Consider the following 15813-nt stretch of genomic DNA (forward strand, 5'->3'; position numbering starts at 1 on the left):
CAGAGCTAGTGGCGCGGCAAGCAGCGAGCGCTCGGGGCGGATCGCCCGCGCTGCTCAGCATCGGGCAGGTGCTGGCGCGTCTGACGCCGGAGTTCCCCGATCTCTCGTCGTCGAAGCTGCGCTTCCTCGAGGAGCGCGGACTCGTCTCTCCCGCACGAACCGCCTCCGGATATCGCAAGTTCTCTCCGGACGACGTCGAGCGGCTGCGGGTCGTGCTCGGGATGCAGCGCGACCACTACCTGCCGCTGAAAGTCATCAAGGCTTATCTCGCCGATCTGGATGCGGGGCTGAACCCGCCGACGCCGGGTGCCGCTCCCGCCGCCGGTCCGTCGATGCTACCCACCGGTCGCCGGTTCAAGCGCGGCGAGCTGCTGCGGGAGGCGCAGGCGAGCCCCGAGCTCCTGCAGGATGCGATCACCGCCTCCGTCATCGCGCCGGCCGAGATCTACGGCGAGGAGACGCTCACGGTGCTGCGCGCCCTCGTCGAGCTGCAACGGCACGGCATCGAACCCCGCCATCTGCGCGGCTTCCGCGCGGCGGCGCAGCGCGAGCTCGGCCTGATCGAGACGGCGCTCGTGCCGATCGCCCGGCGCAACGACGTGTCGAGCAGGGCGCAGACCGCCGAGCTGGCCAGGGAGATCTCCGGACAGCTCGATGTGGTGCGCGGGAGCATCATCCGGTCGGCTCTTGCACGTATTCAGCCATGACCTCGGCGGACCGACTGACGGATCGGCTCGACACGCCGATAGTCAAACGGCGAATGTCGTTGCCCGCGACCCTGACCATGGGTACCGTGGATGATGCGCCCGTCGAACGTGCGCATCCCAAGACCGGGCGAGAGGCGAACCCATGAGTGAACTGAGTCGTGACAACGACGCTGCCCGGTATGGTCTGGGGCTGCTGTTCACCGACGGCCTCCCCGAGATGGACGACGCGAACGGGTATCGCGGCGCCGTCGCCGCCCGCGCGGCCGGCATCTCCTACCGTCAGCTCGACTACTGGGCCCGCACCGGGCTCGTCGAGCCGACCGTGCGCGGCGCGGCCGGGTCCGGCTCGCAGCGCCTCTACGGTTTCCGCGACATCCTCGTTCTCAAGCTCGTCAAGCGTCTCCTCGACACCGGCATCTCGCTGCAGCAGATCCGCACGGCGGTCAACCAGCTCCGCGAGTCCGGGGTCAGCGACCTCGCCCAGACCACGCTGATGAGCGACGGCGCGAGCGTCTACCTCTGCACGTCCAACGACGAGGTCATCGACCTCGTGAGCCGCGGTCAGGGCGTCTTCGGCATCGCCGTCGGCAAGGTCCTCCGCGAGGTCGAGACGAGTCTCGTCGAGCTCGACACCCAGACGGACGCGATGGACGAGCTGTCCGCGCGCCGCGCCTCCAAGGCGTCCTGAGCTCAGACTCTCCGCGGGTTCACCGCACCGCGGGTTCACCGCACCGCGGGTTCACCGCATCCCGGTACGACGCACCCACCGGATGCGCGTGACCGCTGGCGACCGCGAGCGACCGCTACGGTGCGACGGCGTACTCTCCGATGCGGGCCGTGCGCAGCACGCGCTCGAGCAGCATGTCGAAGTTGTGCGCCATCTCCTGAGCGCTTTCGCCCGGCCAGACGTGCAGGGGCTTCGCGGCGCCCTGCGCCTGCTGCAGCGACGTGCGCTCCGGCAGTTGCGGGGAGAGCACGAGCGGCCCGAACATGTCGCGCAGCTCTTTGATGCGGAACTGGTGCTCCAGCGACTGCACGCGCGCACGGTTCACGATGATGCCGAGCGGCTGGAGCCGGGGGGAGAGGCCGCGGCGGATCTCCTCGATCGCCCGCAGCGCGCGGTCGGCGGCGGCGACGGAGAACAGCCCGGGCTCGGTGACGACGGCCACGCGGTCGCTGGCCGCCCACGCGGTGCGGGTCAATGCGTTGAGCGACGGGGCGCAGTCGATCAGCACGAGCTCATAGTCGTGCTCGACGTTCGCCAGCGCCTCCTCGAGCTTCCAGATGTCCCGGATGCTCGGGTGCGGGCCGTCGAAGTTGATGGCGGACGGGCTGCCGATCATGACGTCGATCTTGCCGGAGCGGCCCTTGGTCCAGCCGGAGGGCGCGATCGCCGCACGGACGATCTTCTCCTTCGGCGACGCGAGCACGTCGGCGACGTTGAGGTGTCCGGCGACCTGGATGTCCATGCCCGTGGACACGTCCGATTGCGGGTCGAGGTCGACCACGAGCGTTCGGAGTCCCTTCGCGAATGCCGCGGAGGCCAGTCCAAGCGTCACTGTGGTCTTTCCGACACCGCCCTTGAGGGAACTAACGCTGAGTACGTGCACAAGAAGCCACGTTACCTTCACTAGTCTTAGAGAACCTAACCGTTTGCTGTGTGGCGTAGCCCCCTGCTCGAAAGGTCCCCATGTTCCGTAAGATCCTCGTTGCCAACCGCGGTGAAATCGCCATCAGGGCCTTCAGGGCCGCTTACGAGCTCGGCGCTCAGACCGTGGCGGTCTTCCCGTATGAGGACCGCAATTCCATGCACCGCCTGAAGGCGGACGAGGCGTACCAGATCGGCGAGCCCGGTCACCCGGTGCGCGCATACCTCGATGTGTCCGAGATCATCCGTGTCGCCAAGGAGTGCGGCGCCGACGCGATCTACCCCGGATACGGCTTCCTGTCGGAGAACCCCGAGCTGGCAGAAGCCGCCCGCGAGGCCGGCATCACCTTCATCGGCCCGCCGTCGCGCGTGCTGGAGATGGCAGGCAACAAGGTCACGGCCAAGGAGCACGCCATCGAGGCGGGCGTCCCCGTGCTCAAGTCCACCCCTCCGTCGAAGGACATCGACCTGCTCATCTCGCAGTCGGACGAGATCGGCTTCCCGATCTTCGCCAAGGCCGTCGCCGGCGGCGGCGGGCGAGGGATGCGTCGTGTCAACACCAAGGACGACCTCCGTGGAGCGCTCGAAGAGGCGATGCGCGAGGCGGACAGCGCCTTCGGTGACCCGACGATGTTCCTGGAGCAGGCCGTGTTACGGCCCCGCCACATCGAGGTGCAGATCCTCGCGGACTCTCAGGGTGGCACGATGCACCTGTTCGAGCGCGACTGCTCCGTTCAGCGCCGCCACCAGAAGGTCATCGAGATCGCCCCGGCGCCGAACCTCGACGAGACGACCCGCCAGGCCCTCTACGCCGACGCCATCGCGTTCGCGAAGTCGATCGGCTACGAGAACGCCGGAACGGTCGAGTTCCTGCTCGACACGGCCGGGGAGCGCGCGGGCGAGCACGTCTTCATCGAGATGAACCCGCGCATCCAGGTGGAGCACACGGTCACCGAGGAGATCACCGACGTCGACCTGGTGCAGGCGCAGATGCGCATCGCGGCGGGGGAGTCGCTTGCCGACCTCGGGCTCAGCCAGGAGACCGTGCACATCCGCGGCGCCGCGCTGCAGTGCCGCATCACCACGGAAGACCCGACAGCCGGGTTCCGCCCGGACACCGGCAAGATCACCACCTACCGCTCGCCGGGCGGCGGCGGCATCCGTCTCGACGGCGGAACCATCAACCCCGGCGCGCAGATCAGCCCGCACTTCGACTCGATGCTGGCCAAGATGACCTGCCGCGGCCGCGACTTCGCCGCAGCGGTGAGCCGTGCCCGCCGAGGCCTGGCCGAGTTCCGCATCCGCGGTGTCGCCACGAACATCCCGTTCCTGCAGGCCGTGCTCGACGACCCGGACTTCATCGCAGGCAACGTCAGCACCTCGTTCATCGAGGAGCGACCCGAGCTTTTCAAGGGCCGTGCCTCCAAAGACCGCGGCACCAAGGTGCTCAACTGGCTCGCCGACGTCACCGTCAACCAGCCGAACGGCGTCCGCCCGGAGACGCACGCGCCTGTCGACAAGCTTCCCGCCATCGACCTGTCGGCTCCTGCGCCGTCCGGTTCGCGGCAGAAGCTGCTCGAACTCGGCCCGGCCGGGTTCGCGAAGGCGCTGCGTGAGCAGACCGCCCTCGCCGTGACGGAGACCACCTTCCGCGACGCGCACCAGTCGCTGCTCGCGACCCGCGTCCGCACCCGCGACCTGCTCGCCGTCGCGCCGTACGTCGCCCGCATGACTCCGGAGCTGCTCTCGGTCGAGGCGTGGGGAGGCGCGACGTACGACGTCGCGCTCCGCTTCCTCGGCGAAGACCCGTGGGAGCGTCTCGCGACCCTCCGCGAAGCGCTGCCGAACGTGAACATCCAGATGCTGCTGCGCGGTCGCAACACGGTCGGGTACACGCCGTATCCCACCCAGGTGACGGATGCGTTCGTCCGGGAGGCCGCGGCCACCGGTGTCGACATCTTCCGCATCTTCGACGCCCTCAACGACGTCTCGCAGATGCGCCCGGCCATCGAGTCGGTTCTCGCCACCGGCACGGCCGTCGCCGAGGTCGCCGTCTGCTACACCGGCGACCTGCTCGACCCGGCAGAAGACCTCTACACGCTCGACTACTACCTGAAGCTCGCTGAGCAGATCGTGGACTCCGGCGCGCACATCCTCGCGATCAAGGATATGGCCGGTCTGCTGCGTCCCGCCGCCGCCGAGAAGCTCGTCTCCGCGTTCCGCGAGCGCTTCGACCTGCCGGTGCACGTCCACACGCACGACACCCCAGGCGGCCAGCTCGCGACCCTGCTCGCGGCCAGCCGTGCCGGTGCCGACGCGGTCGACGTGGCCAGCGCGCCGATGGCCGGAACCACGAGCCAGCCGAGCGCGTCCGCCCTGGTCGCGGCCCTCGCGCACACCGAGCGCGACACCGGCATCTCGCTGGCGTCCGTCAACGCGCTGGAGCCGTACTGGGAGGCCGTCCGTCAGGTCTACCGGCCGTTCGAGTCCGGTCTGCCCGGCCCCACAGGACGCGTCTACAAGCACGAGATCCCGGGCGGTCAGCTCTCCAACCTACGCCAGCAGGCGAAGGCGCTCGGCCTCGCAGAGGACTTCGAGCTGGTCGAGGACATGTACGCCGCGGCGAACCAGATCCTCGGGCGCATCCCGAAGGTGACGCCGTCGTCCAAGGTCGTCGGCGACCTCGCCCTGCACCTCGCCGCCGTGCACGCCGACCCGGCCGACTTCGCCGAGAACCCGCAGAACTACGACATCCCAGACTCGGTGGTCGGCTTCATGGCGGGCGAGCTGGGCGAACTGCCCGGTGGATGGCCGGAGCCGTTCCGCACGAAGGTCCTCGCGGGCAAGACCGTGAAGATCGGCGTCGAAGACCTCTCCCCGGCCGACGCGAAGCTGCTGGAAGGCACGAGCGAGGAGCGCCGCTCCACCCTCAACCGCCTGCTGTTCCCTGCCCCGACGCGCATCTACGAGCAGATGAGGGAGCTCTTCGGAGATCTCTCGGTCGTCGACTCGCTCGACTACCTCTACGGGCTCCGGCAGGGCACGGAGCACGTCATCGAGATCGACAAGGGCGTGCGCCTCTACATCGGCCTCGAAGCCATCGGCGAGGCCGACGAGAAGGGGATGCGCACGGTCATGACCACGCTCAACGGCCAGCTCCGGCCGGTGTTCGTGCGCGATCGCGGCATCGTGGTGGAGGCGAAGGCGGCCGAGAAGGCGGACACAGCCAAGCCCGGACAGGTCGCGGCTCCGTTCTCCGGCGTCGTCACCCTGCAGGTCGCTGTCGGCGACACCGTCGCCGCCGGTCAGTCCGTCGCCTCGATCGAGGCCATGAAGATGGAGGCGGCCATCACCGCCCCCATCGCCGGCACCATCGAGCGCCTCGCCATCCCCAAGACCCAGCAGGTCGACGCGGGCGACCTCCTCGTCGTCGTCGCCCCCGCCTAACCCCCAACCCCCATAATCGAGTCCGGACTTATGTACGCTTCACCCCGGCGTGTCGCGTACACAAGTCCGGACTCGATTGCTGTGTCCGCCACCCGGGTAAACTGGTGGCCGTCGCTCGCAGCGACAGAGAGAGATGTGATCCGTGCCAGACAACCTCAAGCCCGAGCGTCCCGAACCGGGCGCGCTCGTGTCGCCTGATGACGATCTGACCATCTCGGTTCCGGACACGCTCAGCATCGCGGTCGACCTGCCGCCCGCCCCGGCGCCCGAGGTGCCGGAGGACGAGGCGGCCGTCGCGATCGACGAAGTCCCGGTCGACCCCGGTTTCGTGGCGTCGCCCGCCGAGCCGACCACCATGTCGGTCGCCATTGTCGCTTCCCGTCTCACCACAGGCCCGACAGGCACGCTTCCCGGCGCAGCGGCGCAGGCGGCTGCTCCGCAGGAGATCCCCGAACTGCCGTCGTCCGACCCGTTCTCGCAGTCCCGCCGTGGACGCCTGCGCGGCGAGCACTCGCAGCAGCCGGAGCCGGCCGCCATGCTCACCGCCGACCGCCTGCTCGAGGTCAACCGCAAGACCAGGCCCGGTCCAGAGGGCGGCTGGCAGCGCTTCGTGTACAACGTCACCTTCCGGATGGTGAACCTCGGCGACTCTGCCAAGGTGCGCGCCCGCAAGGAACTCGACCACCGCATCCAGAAGCAGTTCGAGGGCGGGACCCGCTTCGTGCCCGTGCTCACCCGCAAGGGCGGCGTCGGCAAGACCACCGTGACCGCTCTGCTCGGGATGGCGCTGGCCGACGCCCGCGAAGACCGCATCGTGGCCATCGACGCGAACCCCGATCGCGGCACGCTGTCGGAGCGAGTCCCCAAGCAGACCAGGGCGACCGTCCGGGATGTGGTGCACAAGGCAGCGACCATCGGCGGCTTCACCGACTTCTCGGCGCTCGTGTCGCGCGACGAGACCCGGCTCGACATCCTCGCATCGGACACCGACCCTCTGCTGTCCGAGGCGTTCGACGAGAACGACTACAACGTCGTCGCCGACCTCTCTGCCCGGTTCTACTCGATCGTGCTCACCGACTGCGGAACGGGCATCGTCCACTCGGTGATGCGTGCGACCCTGCAGCGTGCCGACTCCGTCGTCATCGTCTCCGGCGGCAGCGTCGACGAGGCTCGCCTGGCCTCGGAGACGTTGACCTGGCTCGAAGCCAACGGCTACGGCGACCTGGTGCGCAATGCGGTCGTCGCCCTCAACACGGCCACCCAGGGCACCAACCTGGTGAAGCTGGAAGAGATCGAGTCGCACTTCCTGTCGCGCGTTCGCGAAGTCGTGCGCATCCCGTACGACCCGCAGCTCGCCGCAGGCTCCGTCGTGTCGTACAAAGACCTGAAGCCCCTGACCAAGCAGTCGGCGCGCACCCTCGCCGCACTCGTGGTCGAGGGCCTGCCCGCCACGCGCGCCTGAGCCGCGCATCCCGTGCCCCTGCCAAGGAGACAGCTGTGACCGAACGTCAGATCCGCCTGTTCGGCGACCCCGTCCTCAAGACCGTGTCCGACCCCGTCGGCGACATCGACGACGGGGTGCGCGGCCTGGTGGAAGACCTGGTCGACAGCGTGTTGCCGCCCGGACGCGCCGGTGTCGCGGCCCCGCAGATCGGCGTCAACCTGCGGGCGTTCAGCTACAACGTGGATGGGGACGTCGGCTACATCATCAACCCGGTCATCGTCGAACTCTCCGGCGAGCCGGAACTGATGGACGAGGGGTGCCTCTCCGTCCCCGGACTCTGGTTCACGACCTCGCGCTACCCGTACGCGAAGGTGCGCGGCGTCGACCTCGATGGCAACGAGGTCGAGCTGTCCGGCACCGGCGTGATGGCACAGGCCATCCAGCACGAGACCGACCATCTGGACGGCAAGCTCTACCTCGACCGCCTCGACAAAGACACCAGGCGCGAGGCGATGAAGCAGGTCCGCGAGTCCGACTGGTTCTGACCGCCCTCTAGACTGGCGGCATGCGAATCGCGGTCACCGGTGGATCAGGCAAGCTCGGGCGCACGGTCGTGCGCGAACTCACGGCGGCGGGCAACTCCGTCATCAATCTGGATGCGACGGGGGAGCGTGGGCCTGGCTTCGTCCGGGTCGATCTGACCGACTACGGGCAGACGCTGGATGCGATCCTCGGCGTCAACGACCAGCACGACGGCTTCGACGCCATCGTGCACCTCGCCGCCATCCCTGCCCCGGGCATCCTGAGCGACGTCGCCACGTTCCACAACAACATCCGGGTCACATACAACGTGTTCCAGGCTGCGCGGAGGGCGGGCATCCGGAACGTCGTCTACGCGTCGAGCGAGACGGTCCTCGGCCTGCCGTTCGACGTGCCGCCGCCGTACATCCCGGTGGATGAGGACTACCCGGCCCGCCCGGAGAGCACGTACTCCCTCGTGAAGCACCTCGAAGAGCAGCTGGCGATCGAGCTGGTGCGCTGGGATCCGGCGCTCAAGATCGTGGCGCTGCGGTTCTCCAACGTGATGAACCCGGAGGACTACGCCGCGTTCCCCGGATACGACGCCGACGCGACCGCGCGCAAGTGGAACCTCTGGGGTTACATCGACGGCCGAGACGGAGCACAAGCCATCCTGCGCGCCCTGGAGTGGGACACCACCGGGTTCGACCGCTTCATCATCGCCGCCGCCGACACGGTGATGTCCCGTCCGAACGACGAGCTGGTGGCCGAGGTCTTCCCCGGTGTCCCGCTGAAGGGCGAGCTAGGCGTCAACGACACCTTGCTGTCCATCGCCAAGGCCCGCAGGGTGCTCGGCTACGAGCCGAAGCACTCCTGGCGGGACGAGGTCTAGTGCGCTAGCGAGATGCCCTGCGTCGCAGGGGATCCGCTGTAGATGCCGTCGATCACGTCGGCGAAGTCGGCGAGGATCACGTTGCGCTTGATGCTGAGCTTCGGCGTCAGGTGTCCGCTCGCCTCGGTGAGGTCTGTGGACAGGATCACGAACTTGCGGATGGACTCCGCCCGGGAGACCCCGCCGTTCGCAGCCTCGATGGCGCGCTCGACCTCGGCGTAGACGGCCGGGTTGACCGACGCCTCCGCCAGCGTCATGTCTTTGTCCTCGCCGTTGTTCGCGAGCCAGGTGGGGAGCATCTCGGTGTCGAGCGTGACGAGGGCCGCGATGAACGGCTTCTGATCGCCGACGACGATCACCTGGCTGATCAGCGGGTTGGCCCGCACCGGGTCTTCGAGGGCGGCGGGGGAGACGTTCTTGCCGCCCGCCGTGACGATGATCTCCTTCTTGCGGCCGGTGATGGTGAGGAAGCCCTGGTCGTCGAAGGAGCCGAGGTCGCCGGTGCGGAACCAGCCGTCGTCGAACGCGGCCGCGGTGGCCTCCGGGTTCTTCCAGTACTCCTTGAAGACGTTGATGCCCTTGACCTCGATCTCGCCGTCGTCGGCGAGGCGGACGGAGACACCGGGAAGGGCAGGCCCGACGGTGCCGATCTTGAACGTGTCCGGCCGGTTGACCGTCGCGGGCGCCGTGGTCTCGGTCAGCCCGTAACCTTCCAGGATCTTGATGCCGAGGCTGTGGAAGAAGTGGCCGAGGTGCGAGCCGAGCGGCGCGGAGCCGGACACGGCGTACTTCACCCGGCCGCCCATCGCGGCACGCAGCTTGCTGTAGACCAGCCGGTCGAAGATCGCGAAGCGCAGACGCAGACCGAACGGCACGGAGCCGGCCTCGACGGCCTTCGAGTGCTCGACGGCCACGGCGGCGGCCTGACGGAAGATCTTGCCCCGGCCGCCGGACTCCGCCTTCTGCTCAGCGGAGTTGTAGACCTTCTCGAACACGCGGGGCACGGCGAGGAGGAACGTCGGCTTGAAGCTCGCCAGCGCGGGGAGCAGCTGCTTGGTGTCCGCCTGGTGGCCGACCTTCACACCGGCGGTCACGCAGAGCACGGCGATGAAGCGCGCGAAGACGTGCGCCGTGGTGATGAACAGCAGCGTGGATGCGCCACCCGGCTGCATCACGACCTCTTTCAGCGCCTCGGCCGAGTTGCGGGAGAGTTCCACGAAGTTCGCGTGGGTGAGCACGCAGCCCTTGGGCTTGCCGGTGGACCCCGACGTATAGATGAGCGTGCCGATGTCCTCACCGCGGGCGAGGTTCCTTCTGCGCTCGATCTCGCCGTCCGGGATGCCCGTGCCGGAGGCTGCGAGCTTGTCCAGGTCGCCGAGGTGGAGCTGCCACACGTTCTGGATGAGGGGGAGGTCGGCGTGCACCTCGTCGAACCGGGAGAACATCTCCGCGTTCTCCAGGATGACGGCGATGGCGCCGGAGTCGCTCATGTTCCACTGCACCTGGGCAGGAGAGGAGGTCTCGTAGATCGGCACCAGCACGGCACCGGCGAACCAGGCGGCGAAGTCGATCAGCGACCACTCGTAGCGGGTCTTGCACATCAGGCCGATCTTGTCGCCCGGCTGGATGCCCGCCTCGACGAACCCCTTGGAGAGCGCGACGACCTGGCGCAGGAACTCCGCCGCGGTCACATCCGTCCAGGTGTCGCCGTCCGGGATGCTGAACAGCGGCGCATCCGGAGTGGCGGCCACGCGGTCGACGAGAAGGTCGGTCGCGTTCGCCTCCGGGTCGGCGGGGACGATTGCTGGACTATCGAACTGGTGCACGGTAACTCCCTTGGTACCGGGGTGGACGTCAGGCGGCCAGATGGCTTCCGCCGGACTGGTTAACTACACTCTAGATGGTGCGGATGTGAGTCTTATGGCGCTCGCCGACTCCCGCGCCGCTACCCGCAACTGAACGAAAGGCTGTGTCTGTGCACGCGATCGGGATCGACATCGGCGGAACGAAGATCGCAGGAGCAGTCGTCGACGAACTGGGCACGATCGTCCGCGAAGACAGGGTCCCGACCGACGCAGCGCAGCCGCACGAGATCGAGAACGCCGTCGTCGAGATGATCGAGCGGCTCGCCGACGGCGACGAGGAGATCGCGGGTGCAGGCGTCGCAGCGGCCGGCTTCATCGACGCGGCGCAGTCCACCGTCTACTACGCGCCCAACATCAACTGGCGCAACGAGCCGTTCCGCGAGAAGCTCGAGAAGCGTCTCGACCTCCCCATCCTGATCGAGAACGATGCCAACGCCGCAGGCTGGGCCGAGTTCCGCTACGGAGCGGGGCGTCTGGTCAGCGACATGGTGATCCTTACGATCGGCACGGGCGTCGGTGGCGCGATCGTCAGCGGCGACCGGCTGTTCCGCGGCGGCTTCGGCGCGGGGGCCGAGGTCGGCCACATGCGCGTGGTGCCCGGCGGCCTGCCCTGCGGCTGCGGCGCGCACGGCTGCATCGAGCAGTACGGCTCTGGCCGCGCGCTTCAGCGCATGGCGAACGAGTTGGCAGACGCGGGCGGCATCGGCCAGACCCTCGCCGACGTCCGGTCCAAGAAGGGGTCGCTCAGCGGCACCGATATTAGCGAACTCATCATGGCCGGCGACCCCGGTGCGCTCGCGGCCCTGCGCCAGCTGGGCGACTGGCTCGGCCAGGCCTGCGCGAGCCTCGGCGCCGTGCTCGACCCGCAGCTGTTCGTGTTCGGCGGCGGGGTCGCCCAGGCCGGTGAACTGCTGCTCGAACCGATCAGGCTCGCCTACCTGGAGAACCTGCCGGCCCGCGGCTTCCACCCGGAGCCCGAGTTCCGCATCGCCGAGCTCGTGAACGACGCCGGTGTGGTCGGTGCGGCCGACCTCGCGCGGTTGCACGCGACCGCGCGTTAGGCTGAGCCGGTGTTCTACTGGCTGATGAAACACCTGATCGCGGGCCCCTTGCTCAAGGGGATCTTCCGTCCGTGGGTCGTCGGGCTCGAAAACGTGCCGGAGAACGGCGCTGTGATCCTCGCCAGCAACCACCTGTCGTTCATCGACTCGATCATCCTGCCGCTCGTCGTCGACCGGCGGATCTCCTTCCTCGCCAAGAGCGACTACTTCACTCGCAAGGGCTTCAAAGGCTGGGCGACCAAGACCTTCATGCTCGCCACCGGTCAGATCCCGATCGACCGCTCGGGCGGCAAAGCGTCGGAGGACTCGCTGAACACCGGTCTCACCGTCCTCGCTCGCGGCGACGTCCTCGGCATCTACCCGGAGGGCACGCGTAGCCCGGACGGCAAGCTCTACCGGGGCCGCACCGGCGTCGCCCGGATGATCCTGGAGGGCGATGTGCCCGTCGTGCCCGTCGCGATGGTCGACACCGAGAAGATCATGCCCATCGGGAAGCGTCTGCCGAAGATCGGCCGCATCGGCATCGTCATCGGCGCACCGATCGAGTTCTCCCGCTTCGAGGGCATGGAGGGCGACCGCTTCATCCTGCGCTCGGTCACCGACGAGATCATGTACAGCCTGCACGGCCTCGGCGAGCAGGAATACGTCGACGTCTACGCCAGCAGCGTGAAGGAAAAGCGCGCAGCGCTTTCACGGTAGGCTCAAGTACCCGGCGCCGCCCGTGCGCCGAAACACCCATCGGCATGCCGATTTCGAGGCACGCCCTGAACTGAGCGGAAGACCAGTGCTAGACACCTCCGATCCCGTCGTTTTGGCTGACGAGTCTGTGATCGAGGGCCTGGACTATTGGCGCACGCTCGCGATCAAGCAGCAGCCCACCTGGCCAGACCAGGATGCGGCCGCCGCGGCTTCCGCCGAGATCGCCACGCTCCCTCCACTGGTGTTCGCCGGTGAGGTCGACCAGCTCCGTGAGCGGCTCGGCCGTGCGGCGGACGGCAAAGCTTTCCTGCTTCAGGGCGGCGACTGCGCAGAGACGTTCGCCGGTGCGACGGCCGACCAGATCCGCAACAGGGTCAAGACCGTGCTGCAGATGGCCGTCGTGCTCACCTACGGCGCCTCCATGCCCGTCATCAAGATGGGCCGCATGGCCGGCCAGTTCGCCAAGCCGCGCTCCAGCGACACGGAGACGCGCGGCGGTGTGACGCTTCCCGCCTACCGCGGCGACATCGTCAACGGCTACGACTTCACACCGGAGTCTCGCCAGGCCGACCCGCGCAGGCTGGTGAAGGGTTACCACACCGCCGCCTCCACGCTGAACCTCATCCGGGCCTTCACGCAGGGTGGTTTCGCCGACCTGCGCCAGGTGCACAGCTGGAACAGGGGCTTCGCCGCGAATCCGGCCAACCAGCGTTACGAGGGTCTCGCCAAGGAGATCGACCGCGCGATCAAGTTCATGGAGGCGGCAGGCGCCGACTTCGACGAGCTGAAGCGCGTGGAGTTCTACTCCAGCCACGAGGGCCTGCTGATGGACTATGAGCGCCCGATGACACGCATCGACTCCCGCACGGGAACGCCGTACAACACGTCGGCGCACTTCATCTGGATCGGGGAGCGCACGCGCGACCTCGACGGTGCGCACGTCGACTTCCTGTCCAGGGTCCGCAACCCGATCGGCGTCAAGCTCGGCCCGTCGACCACTCCGGAGACGATGCTGGAGCTCATCGAGAAGCTCGACCCAAACCGCGAGCCTGGGCGTCTGACGTTCATCACCCGCATGGGCGCAGGCAAGGTCCGGGATGCGCTTCCTCCGCTGCTCGAAGCGATCAAGGCATCGGACGCGCGCCCGCTCTGGGTCACCGACCCGATGCACGGCAACGGTCTCACCACGCCGAACGGCTACAAGACCCGCCGCTTCGACGATGTGGTGGACGAGGTCAAGGGCTTCTTCGAGGCGCACCGTGCTGCGGGGACGCACCCGGGCGGCATCCACGTGGAGCTGACCGGCGACGACGTCACGGAGTGCCTCGGCGGCTCGGAGCACATCGACGAGGCCACGCTGGCGACCCGCTACGAGTCGCTCTGCGACCCGCGCCTCAACCACATGCAGTCCCTCGAACTGGCCTTCCTGGTCGCCGAGGAGCTCGCAGCCCGCTGACCCAAGCAATCGAGTCCGGACTTATTCACGCATCACGCCAGCGTGTCGCGTGCATAAGTCCGGACTCGATGTTTAAGGGCTCAGCCGAAGATGGGCTTGAAGGAGACCTTGATGGTCGAGCCCTTTTGGACGTCGGTTCCGGCGGCGGGATTGGTGCTCGCGACCACGGCGACGCTCGGGAGGATGTCGGCGGTGTGATCGTAGTCGAGCTGGAAGCCGGCGTCTTTCAGGGTCTTCTTCGCCACATCCCAGGTTTTGCCGGAGACATCGGGGACCGGAATCGGCTCCGGGCCCTTCGAGGTCTCCAGCAGCAGGGTGTCGTTGGGCTTCACCGGGCCGTCACCCTGCGCTTGGGCCTGGATGACGTCGCCCTGCGGCACCGTGTCGCTGTAGCTCTGCGGGCCCTGCTCGGCGAACAGCCCGACGTCTTTGAGGGTCGCCGTCGCGTCCGCGACCGACTTGCCCGCGACGCTCGGAATGGCGCCGACCGAGACCACGAGGTTGATCTTCGTGCCCTCGAAGGATTTGCCGCCGCCGGACAGGTCTGCGCCGTTCGGGTCGCTGGCGGAGATGACGGTGTCTTTGGGCACCTTGTCGTTGAACTGCTGCGCGACGGTGCCTTCCACCGCTCCGACCCCGGCGAGGAGTGTCTTCGCCTTGTCGAGCGTCTGACCGGCGAGTGCGGGGATCTCGATCGGCTTCGGCCCCTGCGACACCTTGATGGTGACGATGCTCCCGCGGTTGGCGGACGCTCCAGGCTCCGGGTCGGTGTTGGCGACCAGTCCCGTCGCGATGGTGGTGCTGTACTCCTGGCCGAGCTTGGTCTCGAACCCGAGGGCCTTCAGCTGGGTCGCTGCCGCATCCGGTGTCTTGCTCGCGACATTCGGGATCTGCACCAGCGAGCCAGGACCGGAGCCGAAGTACCAGCCGGTGCCGCCTGCGACCCCGGCGAGCACGAGCACCAGCGCGAACAGCCACCAGCCCTTGCCGCGCCGGCGCTTGGCCGTGGCGGTCAGGGTGTCGAGGCTGCTCGGGGTGGTGGAGGCGACCTGCTGACGGATCGCGGGGTTGATGATCTGGGTGTCGCCGTCGTCGATGCCCGGGCCGAACGCGGGCGGCATGACCATGGTCGGCTGGTACGCCGACGTCTCGTCCCTGATCGCCTTCTCGGCCTCGATCAGTCGGTCGAGCATCTCCTTGGCGTCCTTCGGACGCTGGTCGGGGTCTTTCGCAGTCGCCCAGAGCACGAGGTCGTCGAGCTCGGCGGGGACGGACGGGTTCTTGCTGCTCGGAGACGGCACAGAATCGTTGGCGTGCTGGTATGCGATCTGCATCGGCTGCTCGCCCTTGAAGGGCTGCTCGCCGGTGAGCATCTCGAACATCATGATGCCGAGCGCGTAGATGTCGCTGCGCGCGTCGGCCACTCCGCGGGTGACGAGCTCGGGGGAGAGGTACGCGATGGTGCCGAGGAGGGCCTGACCGGTGGCGGTGTTGGCGCTCGCGGCGCGCGCGAGACCGAAGTCGCCGATCTTGATGCGACCGTCGTCGGCCAGCAGCACGTTCTCCGGCTTGAGGTCGCGGTGCACGATCCCGGCCTTGTGCGCGGCGGCGAGGCCGGAGAGCACGGCCTCCATGATGTCGATGGTCTGCTCGGGGGTGAGCTTGCCGTAGTCCTTGAGGAGATCGCGCAGCGTGATGCCGGGCAGGTACTCCATGACGAGGTACGCCATGTCGGAGTCCTGGCCCTGGTCGAACACGTTGACGACATTCGGATGCGCGAGGCGGGCGGCCGAGCGGGCCTCTTGCACGAAGCGGCTCTTGAACGTGCTGTCGTCGGCGAGGTGCCCGTGCATGATCTTGATCGCGACACGGCGTTCGAGGCGCAGATCGGTCGCGAGATACACCGTCGCCATGCCGCCTCTGGCGATCCGCGAGCGCACCTGATAACGGCCGTCGATAAGACGGCCGATCATGGGATCGGTCTGGCTCGTGGTCACGTGTCGAGTGTATTGAAAGGGGTCTGCGCGAAGCCTGCAAAACACCGTGAACGGCCGGGCCGTGATCGCGTTGTGACC

12 protein-coding genes are annotated in these 15813 nt (G+C 68.0%); 9 read left to right on the forward strand and 3 right to left on the reverse strand.

Features of this window, described 5'->3' with window-relative positions:
* Positions 1–8: 8 nt before the first annotated feature.
* Complete coding sequence (ftsR, locus tag AC37TH_RS11960) at positions 9–707, forward strand: transcriptional regulator FtsR (RefSeq protein ID WP_490764571.1); 699 nt, start codon at positions 9–11, stop codon at positions 705–707.
* Between the two features lie 142 nt (positions 708–849).
* Entirely contained in the window at positions 850–1395 is a 546-nt protein-coding gene (locus tag AC37TH_RS11965) for a MerR family transcriptional regulator (RefSeq protein WP_490764572.1), read from the forward strand.
* A 115-nt stretch (positions 1396–1510) separates the two neighbouring features.
* Here the strand turns inward: AC37TH_RS11965 and AC37TH_RS11970 are convergent, their stop codons facing one another.
* Positions 1511–2317 (reverse strand): ParA family protein, encoded by an 807-nt coding sequence (locus AC37TH_RS11970; protein ID WP_085368010.1) that lies wholly within the window; start codon positions 2315–2317, stop codon positions 1511–1513.
* Positions 2318–2397: 80 nt separating this feature from the next.
* On the opposite strand from AC37TH_RS11970, the gene AC37TH_RS11975 reads away from it, so the two are divergent.
* From AC37TH_RS11975 to AC37TH_RS11990, 4 genes are all read left to right on the forward strand, one after another.
* Positions 2398–5802, forward strand: coding sequence for a pyruvate carboxylase (locus tag AC37TH_RS11975; RefSeq protein ID WP_490764573.1), 3405 nt, complete (start codon positions 2398–2400; stop codon positions 5800–5802).
* 142 nt (positions 5803–5944) lie between these two features.
* Positions 5945–7264 carry a MinD/ParA family ATP-binding protein gene (locus AC37TH_RS11980; protein ID WP_490764574.1) on the forward strand — a complete coding sequence of 440 codons (1320 nt, stop codon included), beginning with the start codon at positions 5945–5947 and terminating at the stop codon, positions 7262–7264.
* 35 nt (positions 7265–7299) lie between these two features.
* Complete coding sequence (def, locus tag AC37TH_RS11985; protein WP_490764575.1) at positions 7300–7791, forward strand: peptide deformylase; 492 nt, start codon at positions 7300–7302, stop codon at positions 7789–7791.
* Between the two features lie 20 nt (positions 7792–7811).
* Complete coding sequence (locus tag AC37TH_RS11990; protein ID WP_490764576.1) at positions 7812–8657, forward strand: NAD-dependent epimerase/dehydratase family protein; 846 nt, start codon at positions 7812–7814, stop codon at positions 8655–8657.
* On the opposite strand, the gene AC37TH_RS11995 is transcribed toward AC37TH_RS11990, so the two are convergent.
* Positions 8654–10483 carry an AMP-dependent synthetase/ligase gene (locus AC37TH_RS11995; RefSeq protein WP_490764577.1) on the reverse strand — a complete coding sequence of 610 codons (1830 nt, stop codon included), beginning with the start codon at positions 10481–10483 and terminating at the stop codon, positions 8654–8656. The two genes, AC37TH_RS11990 and AC37TH_RS11995, sit on opposite strands and share 4 nt — an antisense overlap.
* A gap of 149 nt (positions 10484–10632) precedes the next feature.
* Here AC37TH_RS11995 and AC37TH_RS12000 point away from each other — a divergent pair, with 149 nt between their 5' ends.
* The 3 genes from AC37TH_RS12000 to AC37TH_RS12010 all read left to right on the forward strand — a co-directional run bounded on the left by AC37TH_RS12000 (position 10633) and on the right by AC37TH_RS12010 (position 13738).
* Positions 10633–11583 (forward strand): ROK family glucokinase, encoded by a 951-nt coding sequence (locus AC37TH_RS12000; protein ID WP_490764578.1) that lies wholly within the window; start codon positions 10633–10635, stop codon positions 11581–11583.
* Between the two features lie 9 nt (positions 11584–11592).
* Positions 11593–12282 (forward strand): lysophospholipid acyltransferase family protein, encoded by a 690-nt coding sequence (locus AC37TH_RS12005; protein WP_490764579.1) that lies wholly within the window; start codon positions 11593–11595, stop codon positions 12280–12282.
* A gap of 127 nt (positions 12283–12409) precedes the next feature.
* On the forward strand, positions 12410–13738 hold the full coding sequence (locus AC37TH_RS12010; RefSeq protein WP_490765109.1) for a class II 3-deoxy-7-phosphoheptulonate synthase: 1329 nt from the start codon (positions 12410–12412) through the stop codon (positions 13736–13738).
* 80 nt (positions 13739–13818) lie between these two features.
* Here the strand turns inward: AC37TH_RS12010 and pknB are convergent, their stop codons facing one another.
* Positions 13819–15735, reverse strand: a complete 1917-nt coding sequence (gene pknB / locus AC37TH_RS12015) for a Stk1 family PASTA domain-containing Ser/Thr kinase (protein ID WP_490764580.1) — start codon at positions 15733–15735, stop codon at positions 13819–13821.
* Positions 15736–15813: the final 78 nt, after the last annotated feature.

It is taken from the genome of Leifsonia sp. McL0627, assembly GCF_058244615.1.

Coding starts and splice junctions, on each gene's coding strand:
- AC37TH_RS11965 (WP_490764572.1), top strand. CDS start 850: ATGAGTGAACTGAGTCGTGACAACGACGCTGCCCGGTATGGTCTGGGG.
- AC37TH_RS11975 (WP_490764573.1), top strand. CDS start 2,398: ATGTTCCGTAAGATCCTCGTTGCCAACCGCGGTGAAATCGCCATCAGG.
- AC37TH_RS11990 (WP_490764576.1), top strand. CDS start 7,812: ATGCGAATCGCGGTCACCGGTGGATCAGGCAAGCTCGGGCGCACGGTC.